At 71.5% G+C, this 14,667-nt stretch carries 18 protein-coding genes; 7 read left to right on the top strand and 11 right to left on the bottom strand.

The genetic code is table 11. The features are described from left to right. Positions 1–26 precede the first annotated feature (26 nt). The 3 genes from ACGFW5_RS23895 to ACGFW5_RS23885 all read left to right on the top strand — a co-directional run bounded on the left by ACGFW5_RS23895 (position 27) and on the right by ACGFW5_RS23885 (position 2,955). A complete protein-coding gene (locus ACGFW5_RS23895; protein WP_393836332.1) occupies positions 27–1,112 on the top strand; it encodes a MerR family transcriptional regulator in 1,086 nt (361 codons plus the stop codon). Positions 1,113–1,373: 261 nt separating this feature from the next. Next, positions 1,374–2,243, top strand: a complete 870-nt coding sequence (locus ACGFW5_RS23890; protein WP_393836331.1) for an MFS transporter — start codon at positions 1,374–1,376, stop codon at positions 2,241–2,243. 139 nt (positions 2,244–2,382) lie between these two features. Next, positions 2,383–2,955 (top strand): hypothetical protein, encoded by a 573-nt coding sequence (locus tag ACGFW5_RS23885; RefSeq protein ID WP_393836330.1) that lies wholly within the window; start codon positions 2,383–2,385, stop codon positions 2,953–2,955. A 281-nt stretch (positions 2,956–3,236) separates the two neighbouring features. Here ACGFW5_RS23885 and ACGFW5_RS23880 read toward each other — a convergent pair whose 3' ends face one another. The 4 genes from ACGFW5_RS23880 to ACGFW5_RS23865 all read right to left on the bottom strand — a co-directional run bounded on the left by ACGFW5_RS23880 (position 3,237) and on the right by ACGFW5_RS23865 (position 7,005). Beyond that, the gene (locus ACGFW5_RS23880) at positions 3,237–3,986 is read right to left on the bottom strand and encodes a DUF4328 domain-containing protein (RefSeq protein WP_393836329.1); all 750 of its coding nucleotides are present in this window, start codon (positions 3,984–3,986) and stop codon (positions 3,237–3,239) included. A gap of 115 nt (positions 3,987–4,101) precedes the next feature. Further along, positions 4,102–5,361, bottom strand: coding sequence for a GNAT family N-acetyltransferase (locus ACGFW5_RS23875; protein ID WP_393836328.1), 1,260 nt, complete (start codon positions 5,359–5,361; stop codon positions 4,102–4,104). Between the two features lie 25 nt (positions 5,362–5,386). Beyond that, entirely contained in the window at positions 5,387–6,352 is a 966-nt protein-coding gene (locus ACGFW5_RS23870; protein ID WP_393836327.1) for an asparaginase, read from the bottom strand. 59 nt (positions 6,353–6,411) lie between these two features. Next, positions 6,412–7,005 (bottom strand): ABC transporter substrate-binding protein, encoded by a 594-nt coding sequence (locus ACGFW5_RS23865; RefSeq protein ID WP_393836326.1) that lies wholly within the window; start codon positions 7,003–7,005, stop codon positions 6,412–6,414. Between the two features lie 167 nt (positions 7,006–7,172). On the opposite strand from ACGFW5_RS23865, the gene dtd reads away from it, so the two are divergent. Next, complete coding sequence (gene dtd, locus ACGFW5_RS23860) at positions 7,173–7,598, top strand: D-aminoacyl-tRNA deacylase (protein WP_393836325.1); 426 nt, start codon at positions 7,173–7,175, stop codon at positions 7,596–7,598. A 141-nt stretch (positions 7,599–7,739) separates the two neighbouring features. Here the strand turns inward: dtd and ACGFW5_RS23855 are convergent, their stop codons facing one another. The 4 genes from ACGFW5_RS23855 to ACGFW5_RS23840 form a co-directional block, all read right to left on the bottom strand. Further along, positions 7,740–8,705: a YgfZ/GcvT domain-containing protein gene (locus ACGFW5_RS23855; RefSeq protein ID WP_393836324.1), complete on the bottom strand. Its 966-nt coding sequence runs from the start codon at positions 8,703–8,705 to the stop codon at positions 7,740–7,742. Between the two features lie 10 nt (positions 8,706–8,715). Beyond that, on the bottom strand, positions 8,716–9,153 hold the full coding sequence (locus tag ACGFW5_RS23850; RefSeq protein ID WP_393836323.1) for a Fur family transcriptional regulator: 438 nt from the start codon (positions 9,151–9,153) through the stop codon (positions 8,716–8,718). A 16-nt stretch (positions 9,154–9,169) separates the two neighbouring features. Continuing rightward, entirely contained in the window at positions 9,170–9,742 is a 573-nt protein-coding gene (locus ACGFW5_RS23845; RefSeq protein ID WP_100577809.1) for an FABP family protein, read from the bottom strand. A 369-nt stretch (positions 9,743–10,111) separates the two neighbouring features. After that, a complete protein-coding gene (locus ACGFW5_RS23840) occupies positions 10,112–10,648 on the bottom strand; it encodes an ATP-binding protein (protein ID WP_393836322.1) in 537 nt (178 codons plus the stop codon). Between the two features lie 134 nt (positions 10,649–10,782). Here ACGFW5_RS23840 and ACGFW5_RS23835 point away from each other — a divergent pair, with 134 nt between their 5' ends. From ACGFW5_RS23835 to ACGFW5_RS23825, 3 genes are all read left to right on the top strand, one after another. Then, a complete protein-coding gene (locus ACGFW5_RS23835) occupies positions 10,783–11,643 on the top strand; it encodes a helix-turn-helix domain-containing protein (protein ID WP_393836321.1) in 861 nt (286 codons plus the stop codon). Then, complete coding sequence (locus tag ACGFW5_RS23830) at positions 11,640–11,900, top strand: DUF397 domain-containing protein (protein WP_393836320.1); 261 nt, start codon at positions 11,640–11,642, stop codon at positions 11,898–11,900. The genes ACGFW5_RS23835 and ACGFW5_RS23830 overlap by 4 nt, the downstream gene beginning before the upstream one ends. Positions 11,901–11,969: 69 nt before the next feature. Then, positions 11,970–12,335, top strand: a complete 366-nt coding sequence (locus ACGFW5_RS23825) for a DsrE family protein (protein WP_393836319.1) — start codon at positions 11,970–11,972, stop codon at positions 12,333–12,335. Between the two features lie 52 nt (positions 12,336–12,387). Here ACGFW5_RS23825 and ACGFW5_RS23820 read toward each other — a convergent pair whose 3' ends face one another. From ACGFW5_RS23820 to ACGFW5_RS23810, 3 genes are all read right to left on the bottom strand, one after another. Then, on the bottom strand, positions 12,388–12,648 hold the full coding sequence (locus ACGFW5_RS23820) for a DUF3099 domain-containing protein (RefSeq protein WP_393836318.1): 261 nt from the start codon (positions 12,646–12,648) through the stop codon (positions 12,388–12,390). A gap of 172 nt (positions 12,649–12,820) precedes the next feature. Further along, complete coding sequence (locus ACGFW5_RS23815; RefSeq protein ID WP_030362227.1) at positions 12,821–13,108, bottom strand: DUF1416 domain-containing protein; 288 nt, start codon at positions 13,106–13,108, stop codon at positions 12,821–12,823. 58 nt (positions 13,109–13,166) lie between these two features. After that, entirely contained in the window at positions 13,167–14,012 is an 846-nt protein-coding gene (locus ACGFW5_RS23810) for a sulfurtransferase (RefSeq protein WP_393836317.1), read from the bottom strand. Between the last annotated feature and the right edge of the window lie 655 nt (positions 14,013–14,667).

Below are 14,667 nucleotides of genomic sequence, written 5' to 3'. Positions count from 1 at the left end.
CCCGGCGCGAGGAGGGGTGAGTGCGCATGGGGTTGCTGCCCATCGGGGCGTTCGCGAAGGCGTCCCGGCTGTCGCCGAAGGCACTGCGTCTCTACGACGAGCTCGGTCTGCTGCCCCCCGCCCGCGTCGACCCGGTGAACGGCTACCGCAGCTACGCGCCGGAGCAACTGGAAAGGGCCCGGCTCGTCGCCTGGCTCCGGCGGCTGGGGATGCCCCTGGCACGTATCCAGTACGTCTGCGCGCTGGAGGCGGGCCTTGCCGCGCAGGAGGTCCGCGCCTACTGGGCCCAGGTCGAGGCGGACACCGCGGCCCGGCGCGATCTCGCGTCCTTCCTCGTCGGCCATCTGTCCGGAAAGGACCCCACCATGTCCGATGACGCCACGCCCCTGACCATCCGGTACGCCGCCCTGTCCGACACAGGTCTCGTACGGGAACGCAACCAGGACACCGTCCACGCCGGACCCCGCCTGCTGGCCGTCGCCGACGGCTACGGCAGCGAGGGAGCGCCCGCGAGCGCCGCCGCGGTCGACGCGCTCAAGCACCTGGAGACCGAGACCGGCGGCGCACCGGCGGGCGGTCTCCTCAACCTCCTTGCGGACGCCGTCGATCGGGCCGAGCGGGCCGTGCACGGTCTCGCAGGACCCGGCACGTCGTCCGACGAGGCGGGCACGACCCTCACCGCGATGCTCTGGACCGGCTCGCACCTGGCCCTGGTCCACATCGGCGACTCGCGTGTCCACCTCCTGCGCGACGGCGAGCTGTTCCAGATCACGCACGACCACACCCTGGTGCAGTCGATGGTCGACGAGGGACGCCTCACCCCGGAAGAGGCCGTCTCCCACCCCCAACGGTCGCTGCTGGTACGCGCGCTGGGCCGGGGCGCCGACGCCACCCCGGACATGCGTCTCCACGACGTCGAGCGGGGCGACCGCTACCTGCTCTGTTCCGACGGCCTGTCCTGCGTCGTACCGGCCAAAAAGATACGCGGGGTGCTCCGCGAGAGCGCCGGTCCCGAGCAGGCCGTCCGCGCACTCGTCGCCCTCGCCAACGACCGCGGCGGCCCCGACAACGTCAGCTGTGTGGTGGCCGACGTGCTGGAAGTCCAGGGGTAGAGGCGCCGCTTTTCCGGGCCCGGGTGACGGCACCGGGCCCGGGTGACGGCAGCGGGCCGGTGACGGCACCGCTGCGACAGCAGCAGGCCTCGATGCCCGCACCGGGGCCGGCGGTACGGTGGCCCACTGACGAAAGGGCCTGCCTGTGTCGCTCTCATCGCCGCCGGGGGTCGCGTCCGACGACGACGCCGCCGAAGTCCTCAAAGTCCCTGACTTCAGGCGGCTGTGGGCGGCCAACGGGTTCCGGTACGCGGCCGCAGTGTGCTGCCCTACGTTCTCCCCAGGCCGCGCGTGGCGGACGGCAACGCCCGGTTGCAGACCTCCGAGACAGCCATCCAGGCCATCTCTCCCAGCGTCGCGGGCGTGCTGACGCAGAGCGTGGCCGCCCCCGTCCTGTACTGCTTCGCCGCACTGGGCCATCTCACCTCGCTCCTGTTCCTGCGGCGGATCCACCCCCAGGGCGACATCGCCCGGGGCGGGCCCGGCGCCGAGCAGAAGTTCGGGCGGGAGATCGCGGACGGGATACGCGTCCTGTTCCGGCAGCCGCTGCTGCGGCTCCTGCTTCACCAGGGCGCCCTCAACAACGTGGGCGCGGGCATCCTCCTGTCCATGCTGCCGGTGTTCCTGCTGCACGAACTCGGGCTCCCCGCCTGGCAGTACGGCCTGCTGTCCAGCCTGGGAGCCGTAGCCGGTTTGGCCGCCTCGCTGCTGGCCCCTCGGCTGCGCAGGCGCTTCGGCGAGATCCGCATGACGCTCCTCTTCTCCGCGCTGGCCCCGTTCGCCGTCGTCGCTGCGCCGCTGGCCGGAGTGTTCCGTCAGGCCGCGGTGCCCCTCATCGCGGTGGCGGAAATCCTCATCGGGATCACCGTCGTCGGCAGGGCCGTCTCCACGGCGGGGCTGCGCGCCCGGGTGACGCCCGACGCGTACATGGGGCGGGTCACGGCGGCCTACAGAGTCGCCATCCAGGGAGCCACCCCGCTCGGGGCGCTCGTCGGCGGTCTGATCGCCGGCCACTGGTCCACCGGCACCGCCCTGTGGGCCGGCGCCCTGGTCATGGCCCTGCCCCTCGTCCTGCTGCTGTCCTCCCCGCTGCGCCGCCACCGCACCCTGCCCGCCGAGTGGGAGGTGTGACGGTCGCGGTGGCGGTGCAGCGGGCCCGGCACCCGGATGGGCCGGCCCGGCGCCGGGGGCGGCTCCTCCCCCGTACGGGGGAGCCGTCCCCTCCTGCGTGGTGATGTGCGGCGGGCTCCCCGTCAGCAGCATGGAAGGCATGCTGAAGATCGAAGCGCTGCCCGGCGTCCCGCGCTGGGCCGTTCTCGCCGCGCACGCCGTGCCCCTCGTCACCCTGCCCTCCGGCCTGTGGCGGATCGCCCAGGTCGTTGGGCTCCCGGTGGCCGAGCAGTCGGGCCGCGACGGCCGTGAGGTGGTGCTGGCCGTCTCACTGGCCGTGGTGTCCGAAGCGCTCGGCCTGCTCGCGCTCGGCCTGGTACGCCCGTGGGGTGAAGTCGCGCCCCGCTGGCTCCCGTTCATCGGCGGCCGCCCCGTGCGTACCCTCGCCGCGGTGGTACCGGCGCTGCTCGGCGCGGCGACCCTGTGCGCGCTCGCGGGCTGGTTCGCCCTCACCCAGGCGCCCGACCTCATCGAGCGCGTCACCCGGACACCGGCCCAGCACGCCCTCCTCGTGGCCTGCTACGCCCCGCTGCTGGCCTGGGCGCCGCTCCTTGCGGCCACGGCGGTCGCGTACTACCGGCGCAGGACGGCCGACGCCCGACGGTGGAGCGGCCGGGGAACCGAAGCCGCGCTCCCCCAACTCCCCGGCGGCAACGGCGCGTTGAGGCCATGACCGGGCGGCCCGCGAACCTCTGACGCCTCGGACGGCCCGACGCGGGGTCAGACCGACGCGGGGTCAGACCGGGGCCGGGCCAGACCGACGGCCGGGTCAGACCGACGGCCGGGCCAGACCGACGGCGGGGCCAGACCGACGGCCGGGCCAGACCGACGGCCGGGCCAGACCGACGGCCGGGCCAGACCGAGGGCCGGGTCAGACCGACGGCCGGGCCAGACCGAGGGCCGGGCCAGACCGAGGGCGGGGTCAGACCGGCACGGGGTCAAACCAACGCCGGGTCAGAGCGCCGCACACGGCCCCTGGGTCGCCTTCACGTGCTGCATCGCGGTCAGCTTCCGTACGAAGACGATCGCCAGGATCGCGGCCGCGACGCCCAGAGCGTCGGACAGGATGACGACGTCCACCCCGCGCTGGAACGCCTCGGAGGTGTGGGCATCCTTCGCGAGGCTCGAACCGATCCGGCCGATCAGCAGGCTTGTCACCCACACACCCCACCAGAGCGCGAGGGGCCGCCGGGAAACGGGCCGCCACGAACCGTCCGGCGCGGCCTGGGTGCTGGCCGTCCAGACCTCACGGGCGACCTGGTACGGGATCCACAGGCAGCCGATCGGAATGAACCAGCCGCCGATGGCCCAGCCCCGGCCACGCGTGCACACCTCGCCGGCGAACACCTCGGCGTTGGCGCGGACCCGGTGGAACCACATGAGGAACACAGGCGCCGTGGCCAGCAGCGCAAGCACCTGGACATGGCCGGCGGACGAGTAGAGGACATCGGCGTGGTGGAGCTCGGACTCGCTGCGCGAGAACAGGTCCTCGCTCACTTCGTGCTGGACGGACCCGGCGTACACGGCGAAGACATAGACGGCGGCGGACACCGCGAGCAGCGCACTCGCGGCGCTGCCGAGCCCCTGCGGGGAACGCAGGACCGCGACGCCGGGCGGCGGCACGGAGGCAGGCGGCGGCACGACGCCGAGGCCGGGCGGTGGTACGGAGGCAGGCGGTGGTACGGAGGCAGGCTGAGGCTGCACGGTCGAAAACCCCCCCAGGGTTTGTGCGGACGTCCCGCTCCGGGCGGGACCGGAGGAATCTATGCCCTGCCGGCCGTGCGGCCCAAAGAGATGTCGGGGCGGGGCACTTCGGGGGTCAGAAGACGTCGGGGCACCAGGGCCGGCGCGCCGTGCGGAACAGATCGTCCGTGCGGGCCACCGCGCCGGCCCGCTCCTCCGTGACCCGGCCCAGCGCGAACAGTCGCCGCGCCGACTCGTCACCGAGATACAGGGACGCCAACTCCCGTACGTCCAGGGACAGTTCGGCGGTACGTGTGGTCGGCGTGCAGCGGGCGCCCGTCCCGCTCGTCTCCAGGAGGAAGCGGCCCGCCGCCGGACCCGTGGCGTCCAGCACCTCAAGGACGAGGGCGCCATCGGTGGCGTACGTGCGTGCCTCAAGGGCCGCGGCGACGTCGAGCAGCCGCAGCCACAGGAAGTCGGCGTGGGTCACGGTCTTCGCCGCGCGCGGGTTCGGGAAGTACAGCGGCAGCAGGTCGTCGGGGGCGCGGTAGCCGGTGCGCACCGTGCGGATCCAGTCGATGGAGCAGAGGTAGTGCCACAGGGCACGGTCGGCCTCGGGGGTGAGGCCCATCAGGCCCTTCACCGTCGCCGTGTTCTCCGGCAGCTTGGCGTCGCTCCACCGCTCGTCGGCCGTGTACACGGCAAGCCCGGCCGGGTCGCCGGCCGCCGTGCGGTACACCGCGAAGAACGGCTCCGTCCACGGCTCGTCACGGCGGACCGCGCCGGTGGTCAGGTCCCACCAGCGCCGGTCGCGGCTGATCGCGCCGGGCTGGGACGGCCGGAAACGTTCGAACACCTCGGCGCCGGCCTTGGCCGCCTCGGCGGGGTCGACCAGATCCACGCGGCCGCCGTCGGCCGGGCGCGACCAGTGCGGGTCGAGCCCGGTGCGGGCCACGTCGATCTCCCACTCGGTGAGCGAGGTGGCGGGCCCGTACCCGTACCGGCCGTAGATCGGGTACTCGTCGGCGATCAGCGTGGACGCGGCCTCGCCGCGCTCGCGGACCGCCGCGAGCTCGGCCGCCATCATCCGGGTCAGCAGGCCGCGCCTGCGGTGCGTGGGTGAGACGGTGACGTTGCTGACCGCGCTCACGGGCAGCGCGGCACCACCCGGCACGGTCAGCTCCTGCGCGAAGGAACGGAACGTCGCCACGCACCGGCCGGCGTCGAAGGCGCCCTGGACCCGGCTCAGGTCGGTGTTGTCCAGCAGGGTCCGCGCGAACCGCTCGCTCACCACCGGCGGGCGCAGGAACCCCACACCGACCGCCTTGACCCAGTCGGTGAACTCGGTCTCTGCGACGGTACGGACCTCGATGGCGGGCACGGCCGGGATGCTCATGGGGCCCACGCTAGGCGGGCTCCGCTCAGAATGTCGCGCGAATTTCACCGACCTCGACGGCCCCGCCGAACAGCGGCGCCCGGCCGATCCGGCCGACCACCGGGGCGTCCACGCCCAGGAGGCGGAGCGCGCGGGCCAGGATCGGGCCGAGCGCGCGGATCGCGCCGTCGTCGACCTTGAAGGCGAGCGCGCGGCCGTCGGCGAGGGCGACGGCCTGCACGGCCTCCGCGCCCATCTTCGACAGCGTGCCGGGCACCTCCCGCATCAGCCAGGTGTCGGGCCGCCGGGTGCCGGCCACGTACTCGGGGTGCGTGCGCATCGCCTCGGCGACCCGGCCCTCGGGCGTACCGGCCGCGGCCGTCGCGAAGGCGGCGAAGGCGCGGGCGAGACCGGTCAGGCTGATCGCCATCAGCGGCGCCCCGCAGCCGTCGGTGCCGACGGAGGCGACCGGCTCGCCCGCTGCGGCCTCGACCGACTCGTGGACCAGGCGCTGGAGCGGGTGGGCCGGGTCGAGGTAGCCGGCCAGGTCCCAGCCGTTCTGCTTGCAGACCGCGAGCATCGCCGCGTGCTTGCCCGAGCAGTTCATGGTGAGCCGTTCGCGGACGTGGCCCGCGGCGAGGTACGTCTCGGCTTCGGCGGCGTCCAGCGGCAGGTCGGGCGGCGTCTGGAGATCGTCCGGGCTCAGCCCGTGCTCGGCCAGCATCTTGCGTACGAGATCGAGGTGGAAGCCCTCGCCCGAGTGGCTTGCGGCGGCGATGGCCAGGCGCTCCCCGGACAGTTCGAGCCCGGCCCGCAGCACGGCGGCGGCCTGCATCGGCTTGTTGGACGAGCGGGGGAAGACGGGCGCGGCCGGGTCGCCGAGCGCGAACTCGACGCTGCCGTCGGCCGCCAGCACCACGAGCGAGCCCCGATGGTGGCCCTCGACGAATCCGGAACGTACGACTTCGGCGAGGACCGGGGGTATCGGGGACGTCGAGGACACGGCGGTCATGGGGTGCGGCCTTCCGGACGGGTGACCTGCCCCGGAGGGATCTCTTCCGGACGGGCGGGTCAGATGAGCAAATCGTCTACTTGTGCTTCCCCATCACGGTACCTGCGGGCGATCTCGGCACTGCAATCGTCGGCGGTGCGCTGGAGCCGCTGGCGGCGCCGCGAAACCTGCTGCTCGTAGCGGATCAGGCGTCCGGTCGCGGTGTGCAGCTCGTCGTCCGTACGGGCGGCCAGGTCGGAGAGCTCGACCTCGGCGTCCATCTCGGCGGCGAGCATCCGGTACTCCTCGCTGCGCGGCGCGGACAGCGTGACGTGCCGGGCGGAGGCCCGGTGCGAGGACGGCGCGTCGGTCAGGATCTCGGCAAGCCGCTCCACCACCGGCGCCTGCGGCCCGGTGCGCCGGGCCAGTTCGGCCCGCAGGATGTCGATCCGGCCGTGCAGCAGCCGCCGCACATAGCTGAGGTCGGCCTCGTCGCGCTGCGACTGACGGCGCAGCGTGCGCAGCTCGGCGAGCCGGAGTGCGGCCAGGTCGTGGTCGCGCTGGGGCGGCAGCGCGCCGCCGGCCCACCGCACGGCGGATCGCACGGCGGTACGCGGACTGGTCCGGGTCAGCGATACGGGGCCGGACGACTGCCCGGCGCCTGGTGTACTCATGCGTCTTTCCGTCCCCTCGACCGGTGCATGGGGTCTCCCTGGGCCCGAAGGACCACGGGGAAGCACCGCCTGTACGCATCGTGCCACTCCGGGTACGCACGTGCAGGTGCACTGCACCCGTTCAGCCGCTCGGAATTCGGCCGCTCCGGTGGCATAGGTTGGGCCGCATGCGAGCGGTGGTGCAGAGAGTCGACGGCGCGAAGGTCGTCGTGGCGGGCGAGACGGTCGGCGAGATCACGGGCGAGGGTCTGTGTGTCCTGGTCGGAGTCACCCATGAGGACAATCCGGACAAGGCGGCGCAGCTCGCCCGCAAGGTGTGGTCGGTTCGCATCCTTGAGGGCGAGAAGTCCTGCTCGGACGTGAATGCACCCTTGCTGGTGATTTCGCAGTTCACTCTCTACGGGGACGCCCGCAAGGGCCGCCGCCCCACCTGGAACGCGGCCGCCCCGGGCGATGTGGCGGAGCCCCTGGTCGACGAGGTGGTGGCTCAGCTGCGTGCGCTCGGTGCCCGGGTGGAGACGGGCCGCTTCGGCGCGGACATGCGGGTGTCCCTCACCAACCACGGCCCGTTCACGATCGTCGTCGACGTCTGAGACCGGGGCCGCGCGGGCCCCACGGCTCGCGGCCTGCGGCTCGGCCCAGAAGGAGGATCGGCCTCTACGGCTGGGCCCAGAAGGAGGCTCGGCCTCCCCGGCTGGGCCCAAAAGGAGGCTCGGCCTCCCCGGCTCGGCGCCCTACGGCTCGACCACGACCTCCTGGGCCGCCGCCGTGTTCCCCGCCAGCAGTTCCGCGTCCACCGGCACGTTCCGCTTGACCAGGGCGAGCGCGATCGGGCCGAGCTCGTGGTGACGGGCCGAGGTCGTGATGAAGCCGAGCTGACGCCCCTCCGCCCCATCGGCCGCGAGCCGCACCGGCGTACCGGAACCGGGAAGCAGCACCTCGCTGCCGTCCAGGTGCAGAAAGACCAGGCGGCGCGGCGGCTTCCCCAGGTTGTGGACGCGGGCGACCGTCTCCTGGCCCCGGTAGCAGCCCTTCTGGAGGTGGACGGCCGGGCCGATCCAGCCCACCTCGTGCGGGATCGTGCGGTGGTCGGTCTCGAAGCCGAGCCGGGGCCGGTGCGCCTCGACCCGCAGCGCCTCGTACGCCAGGATCCCGACGAGCGGGCCCGCCGCGTCCGCGTACGTCTCCAGGTCGGCGCGCGGCAGGAACAGATCACGGCCGTACGCCGTCTCGCGCACCACCACCCCGTCGGGCACCTCGGCGATGGAGCCGGCCGGCAGGTGCACCACCGCGAACTCCTCGGTGCGGTCGGCCACGTCCACCCGGTAGAAGAACTTCATCGACTCCAGGTAGGCGATCAACTCGCCCTGGGTGTCGGGCTCGACGTGGATCCACACCGTCGTGCCGTCGTCCACGAGATACAGGGCGTGTTCGACATGCCCGTTCGCGGACAGGATCAGCGCCTCGGTGGCCTGCCCCGCGGGCAGGTCGCTCACGTGCTGGGTGAGCAGCAGGTGCAGCCAGCTCAGCCGGTCGTCACCGGTGACGGTGAGGACCCCGCGGTGCGAGAGGTCGACGAGTCCGGTGCCACCGGCGAGCGCGCGCTGCTCGCGGAACAGATCGCCGTAGTGCGCCGCGACTCCTTCGTCGCGCCCTTCGGCGGGGACGGCGCCGGCCTGGGACAGCAGAGGGCTCTTCATGGACGCAAGCCTACGACTCGGCGCCCGGGGCCTTCCTGGCGCAGTCGGCGCAGCGGCCGAAGATCGCGAAGTGCTTCATGTCCGTCTCGAAGCCGAAGTCGTGCCTCAGCTTCGCGGTGAAGTCCGCGGCCACCTCGACATCGGCCTCGATCACCGCAGTGCAGTCGCGGCACACCAGATGGATGTGGTGGTGGCGGTCGGCCAGGTGGTACGTCGGGGCGCCGTGGCCCAGATGGGCGTGCGAGACGAGACCCAGCTCCTCAAGGAGCTCAAGCGTCCGGTACACGGTGGAGATGTTCACGCCGCCCGCCGTCTTCCGCACCTGGGTGAGGATGTCGTCGGGCGTCGCGTGTTCCAGTACGTCCACGGCCTCCAGGACGAGCTGTCGCTGGGGCGTCAGGCGGTAGCCGCGCCTGCGGAGGTCGCTCTGCCAGTCGGTGGTCACCACGCTCCCAGCGTAAGACCTACTTGAAGAAGGCGATCCCGTCGTCGGGAAGATCGCCGAGTCCGCGCGCCATGTCCGCGACCTCTTCCGGCGTGACGACCTTTTTCAGGTGCGCCGACATGTACGGACGGAGCTCGACCTCGGGCGTCGCCTTCTCGCCGACCCACATCAGGTCGCTCTTGACGTACCCGTAGAGGCGCTTGCCACCGGTGTAGGGCCCGGAGGCCGCGGTGCGCGCCACGGCGTCCGTCACGAGGTCGATCTGCGGCTTCTGGTGGGCGAGCTCGCCGTACCAGATCTCCACGATGCCCTGGTCACGGACCATGACGACCTCGACCTTGCGGTCCTTGTCGATGCGCCAGTAGCCGGACTCGGACTCCAGGGGCTTCACCTTGTTGCCCTCGGCGTCCAGGATCCAGGAGTGCGAGACGTACTCAAGGAAGTCACGGCCGTCGTGGGAGAAGGTCACGGACTGCCCGAAGTTCGCCTTCTCGGCACCGGGGAAGTCGGTGACACCGGCGCCCTCCCACGTACCGAGGAGGAAGACCAGGGGGACGAGGTCGGGGTGGAGGTCGGACGGGATCTCGATCATGAGGCTGCGATCTCTTCGTTGCGGAGGATTGAGCGCGGAGGCCGACAGGCCCTAGGGGGTGTCTGGTGGATCATGGCCGGGGGCGCGGCGCCTGGCACGGCACCTCGCGGCGTTGCCGAAACGCCCCGATAGCTCCGCTATCAAGCCGTTCCGGCGCCTTGCGATGCACCGCACCAGACGCCGCACCCTGACCGACCCTGATCCACCAGACACCCCCTAGCGCTGGCCCTGGTACAGCTTCTTCACGGTCAGACCGGCGAAGGCGAGGACGCCGACGCAGACCAGGACAAGGAGGGTGGAGAAAACAGCCTCAAGCACGGGGGGCTCCTCGCAGCAGCAGGTGTAGGGCGGTCAGGGCCGGCCCCCAGCCTAATGGGTGGGAGGCCGGCCCTCTCGGTGAGGTACGCCGCCGGTGGCATGGCCCGCGTGCGGCGGGCCCGTAGGTACCGGGCGGATCCGCACATCGGCCCAGACGCACTTGCCGGGGGTGCGCGGGACGACGCCCCAGCGGGAGGACAGGGACGCGACCAGCAGCAGGCCGCGCCCCGATTCCCAGTCTTCGGGATCCGCCGGTCGAGGCAGCCGTTCGCCCCGGGCGTCGGTGACCTCCAGGCGGAGGGTGTACGGCGCCCCGGACGCCGATGCCGCCTCGGTCAGCCTCAGGTGGAAGTCCCGCCCGCGTACGTGCCCGTGCCGCACGGCGTTCGCCACGAGTTCGGCGGCGATGAGCGTGACCACGTCGTTGAGGTCATCACCGTACGGATGCCCCCAGTCATCCAGTCGGTGGGAGACGAGACGCCGGGCGAGCCGCGCGCCGCGCGGAGTGGAGGTGAACCGCATGGCGAACTCATGCGCAGGCGCGGCCAGTTGGGGCAGTTCGCTGCCCAGGGAAGTTACTGACTTCATGCCCTCACGCTCCCGTGCCCCGCGTAGCGTTGACCATCCACGACGCCGTGACCGTGACCCGCTGTACGCGTACGGGTGCGGGCTGTACGCGCGCGAGCCGTGACCGTTGGTGGCGCGAGCGCAATGGGGTGGGCATGAGCGAAGAAGCTGAGACGGAAGAGCCGGAGACGGGGACGGAGCCGGAGGAGGGGGCCGAGCCGGGTTCGGGCGTACCGCACATCTTCGGGCGCCAGCTGAAGCGGTTCCGGGTGCGGGCGGGCCTGGACCGCGCCCAACTCGGCGCCCGCACCGGGTACTCGGCGTCGACCATCGCCTCGTACGAACAGGGCAGACGTATCCCGTCGGGGCAGTTCATCACGCTGGTCGACCAGGTGCTCGGCGCGAATGGGGTGCTGACCGAGCTGATCGAGGAGATGGAGAAGGCGCAGTTTCCGGCCTTCTTCCAGGATGCGGCTGCGTTGGAGAAGAAGGCGATTGCGCTGCATGTCTTCGCTACGAAGGCCATCCCGGGTCTTCTCCAGACAGAGGGCTACGCACTTGCGGTGTTCAGGATGTGGCGTCCACTCCTGGACGAGGAGACTGTGCAAAAGCGGGTCACTGCCCGTCTGGCCCGGCAGGACATCTTTGCTCAGTCCGCATTCCCGACCATCAGCTTCGTGATCGAGGAGCACCTGCTGCGTCGACCGCTTGGCGGAAAGGCGGTGATGCGTGGGCAGTTGGAGCAGATCCTGCTCCACGGACAGCGCCGTAATGTCGAAATCCAGGTGATGCCGACGGCTCGCGAGGAGCACGCTGGACTCGAAGGTCCGTTCACCTTGATCGAAACGAAGGAAGGGCGCAGGATCGCCTACGTGGAAACGTACAAGTTCAGCCGTCTCCACACCGACCGTGAGGCGGTCAGGGAACTGGAAGACCAGTACGGCCTCTTGCGCGCCCAGGCCCTCACACCGCGCGAATCACTGGCCCTCGTAGAGCAGCTGCTGGGAGAGACATGAACGTCGAAGAGTCGACCGAGCTGACGTGGTTCAAGAGCAGCTACAGCACCGGCCAGGGAGGCGAGTGCATCGAGATCGCCCTCGCCTGGCGCAAGTCCAGCTACAGCGCCGGCGACGGCGGCGAATGCGTGGAGGTCGCCGCCTGCCCCACCACCATCCACGTCCGCGACTCCAAGCAGCCCCCCGCCACCGCCCCCACCCTCGCGGTGTCTGCCGCCGCCTGGGAGTCGTTCCTCGGGTTCGCCCTTCGGACGTGACTCCGCACCGGGGCACACAGCCGTGCCACTGAGCGCGCGGCTGTTGTGGCTCGGCATACAGTTCGACGCATGCCGAACCAGAAACTCGTCATCAAGGTGACCGCCGGTGCCGACGCGCCTGAGCGGTGTTCGCAGGCCTTCACCGTCGCGGCGGTGGCCGTCGCCAGCGGGGTGGAGGTGTCGCTGTGGCTGACCGGTGAGGCGTCCTGGTTCGCCCTGCCGGGCCGGGCCGCCGAATTCGAGCTCCCTCATGCCGCGCCGCTGCCCGACCTGATCGAGTCGGTCCAGGCGGGCGGCCGGATCACCCTGTGCACGCAGTGCGCGACTCGCCGCGAGATCACGGAGCAGGACGTCCTGGAGGGCGTACGCATCGCGGGGGCGCAGGTGTTCGTGCAGGAGATCATGGCGGATGGCGTGCAGGCGCTGGTGTACTGAGCGTACTGAGCGCCGTTCCGCCGCGTACGGGTCGCCTACGGCTCGCGTACGGCTACGGGCGGCGCTTCTTGCCGTCCAGCTCGTCCCACCACTCGTCCGACTTCGGATCGCCCGACGGGTCGTCCCACCAGCGGTCGTCGGGGCCGCGCCGGTTGGCGATCATCGCGGCGACCGGCGGGATGACCATGGCGACCACGCACATCGCCACGGCCGCGGGGACGGACCACAGGCGCACGAAACCCCAGGCGGACACGAAGAGCAGAATGCAGCCGCCCATCATCCAGAAATAGCCGCGCCGACGCCGGGCCAACATGAATCCAGCGTACGACCGAGGGGGCCGGCCCGATACGCCGGAGCGGGCCCGTTCCGTACCGGCCCCGTACAGGCGCGCCCGGCCCCGCACGGCGCGAAGGGCCGCACCCCATTCCAAGGCGTCCAACCCCCGGGGTGCGGCCCTTCGGCCGGTACTGCGGTGCTGCCGTCGGTCAGACGGCGATGGCGACCTCGGCGAGGCCACCGGTCTGGGCGACGACCGTACGGTCCGCGCTGCCGCCCGGCACCAGGGCGCGCACGGTCCACGTGCCCTCGGCCGCGTAGAAGCGGAACTGTCCGGTGGCCGAGGTCGGGACCTCGGCGGTGAACTCGCCGGTCGAGTCGAGCAGGCGCACGTAACCGGTGACGGGCTCGCCGTCGCGGGTCACCTGGCCCTGGATCGTGGTCTCACCGGGCTTGATCGTCGAGGCGTCGGGGCCGCCGGCCTTCGCTCCACACATGGGTTCTTCCTTACGGTCTACGGTCGGGTACGGCTGGGGCTGTGCGGGCTGCGCGGGACTACTTGTTGGCGCCGAGCTCGATCGGCACGCCGACGAGGGAGCCGTACTCGGTCCACGAGCCGTCGTAGTTCTTGACGTTCTCCTGGCCCAGGAGCTCGTGCAGCACGAACCAGGTCAGGGCCGAGCGCTCACCGATGCGGCAGTACGCGATGGTGTCCTTCGCGAGGTCGACCTGCTCGTCCTCGTAGAGGGCCTTGAGCTCGTCGTCCGACTTGAAGGTGCCGTCGTCGTTGGCGTTCTTCGACCACGGGATGTTGCGGGCGGACGGGACGTGGCCCGGGCGCTGCGACTGCTCCTGCGGGAGGTGGGCCGGGGCGAGCAGCTTGCCGGAGAACTCGTCGGGCGAGCGCACGTCGACGAGGTTCTGGTTGCCGATCGCGTTCACGACGTCGTCGCGGAAGGCGCGGATCGAGGCGTCCTGCGGCTTGGCCTTGTACTGGGTGGCCGGGCGGTTCGGGATCTGGTCGCCGTCCACGAGGTCGCGGGAGTCGAGCTCCCACTTCTTGCGGCCGCCGTCGAGGAGCTTGACGTCCTGGTGGCCGTAGAGCTTGAAGTACCAGAAGGCGTACGAGGCGAACCAGTTGTTGTTGCCGCCGTACAGGACGACGGTGGTGTCGTTGCCGATGCCCTTGGCGGAGAGGAGCTTCTCGAAGCCCTCCTGGTCGACGAAGTCGCGGCGGACCGGGTCCTGGAGGTCCTTCGTCCAGTCGATCCGGATCGCGTTCTTGATGTGGTTCTTCTCGTAGGCCGAGGTGTCCTCGTCGACCTCGACGATGGCAACCTTCGGGTCGTCGATGTGGGCCTCGACCCAGTCGGCGTCTACCAGGACGTCGCTGCGGCTCATGTTGATCTCCTCCGGGGCAGTCTGCGGGGGCGGCGGTGCGGTGCTGCGGCGATGCGGCGAGCAGGTGTGCGGGTAGGCGTCTGCGGCGCGCGTACGCGGCACGGGGGGTGGGCCTGACTGGCCTGAGTGCGGCCAAGTGGCCCGGGGAATGCGGGAGTTGAGCGTCCCGCTCAGAAGGGGCGACAGAGCATGGCGGCGACGCGGCACAGGTCTACTGCCCGCCGCTTCGTGAGGTCCGCCTGTCGCTTCATGCGTCCGATCGTAGGGACGCGTGCCGGGCGTGTCACCGGCGTGTCACATGCTGAGACTCGATCATCCGCATGCTGATACGTGGGGGAGGCTGCGGGGGGTTCTCGCGGCGGCGGGGGTACGTGTTCGGGGTGCGGTGGGTGGTTTGCGGACCGGGGTGTCTCACCATGCGGGCGTTCCTCACGGGGGGGGGGGAGTTGCCCACCCGCCCGCCCGTGACGGATGCCGGAGAGTGCGGGCCCCTGGGGCTCCGCCCCAGACCCCGGGGGTTCGCCCACCCACCCACCCGTGCGGCTACTTGAAGGTGCAGCCCCCTGGGGCTCCGCCCCAGACCCCACGCGGGGGCTCCGCCCCCTGCACCCCCGTTCGCGCCTGAACGGCGCTCGTCCTCAATCGCCGGACAGGC

It is taken from the genome of Streptomyces sp. NPDC048416 (assembly GCF_043200435.1).
GTDB lineage: Bacteria > Actinomycetota > Actinomycetes > Streptomycetales > Streptomycetaceae > Streptomyces.
The sequence above is the reverse complement of the archived record's forward strand: the minus strand, read 5'-3'. Positions and strand labels throughout refer to the sequence as shown.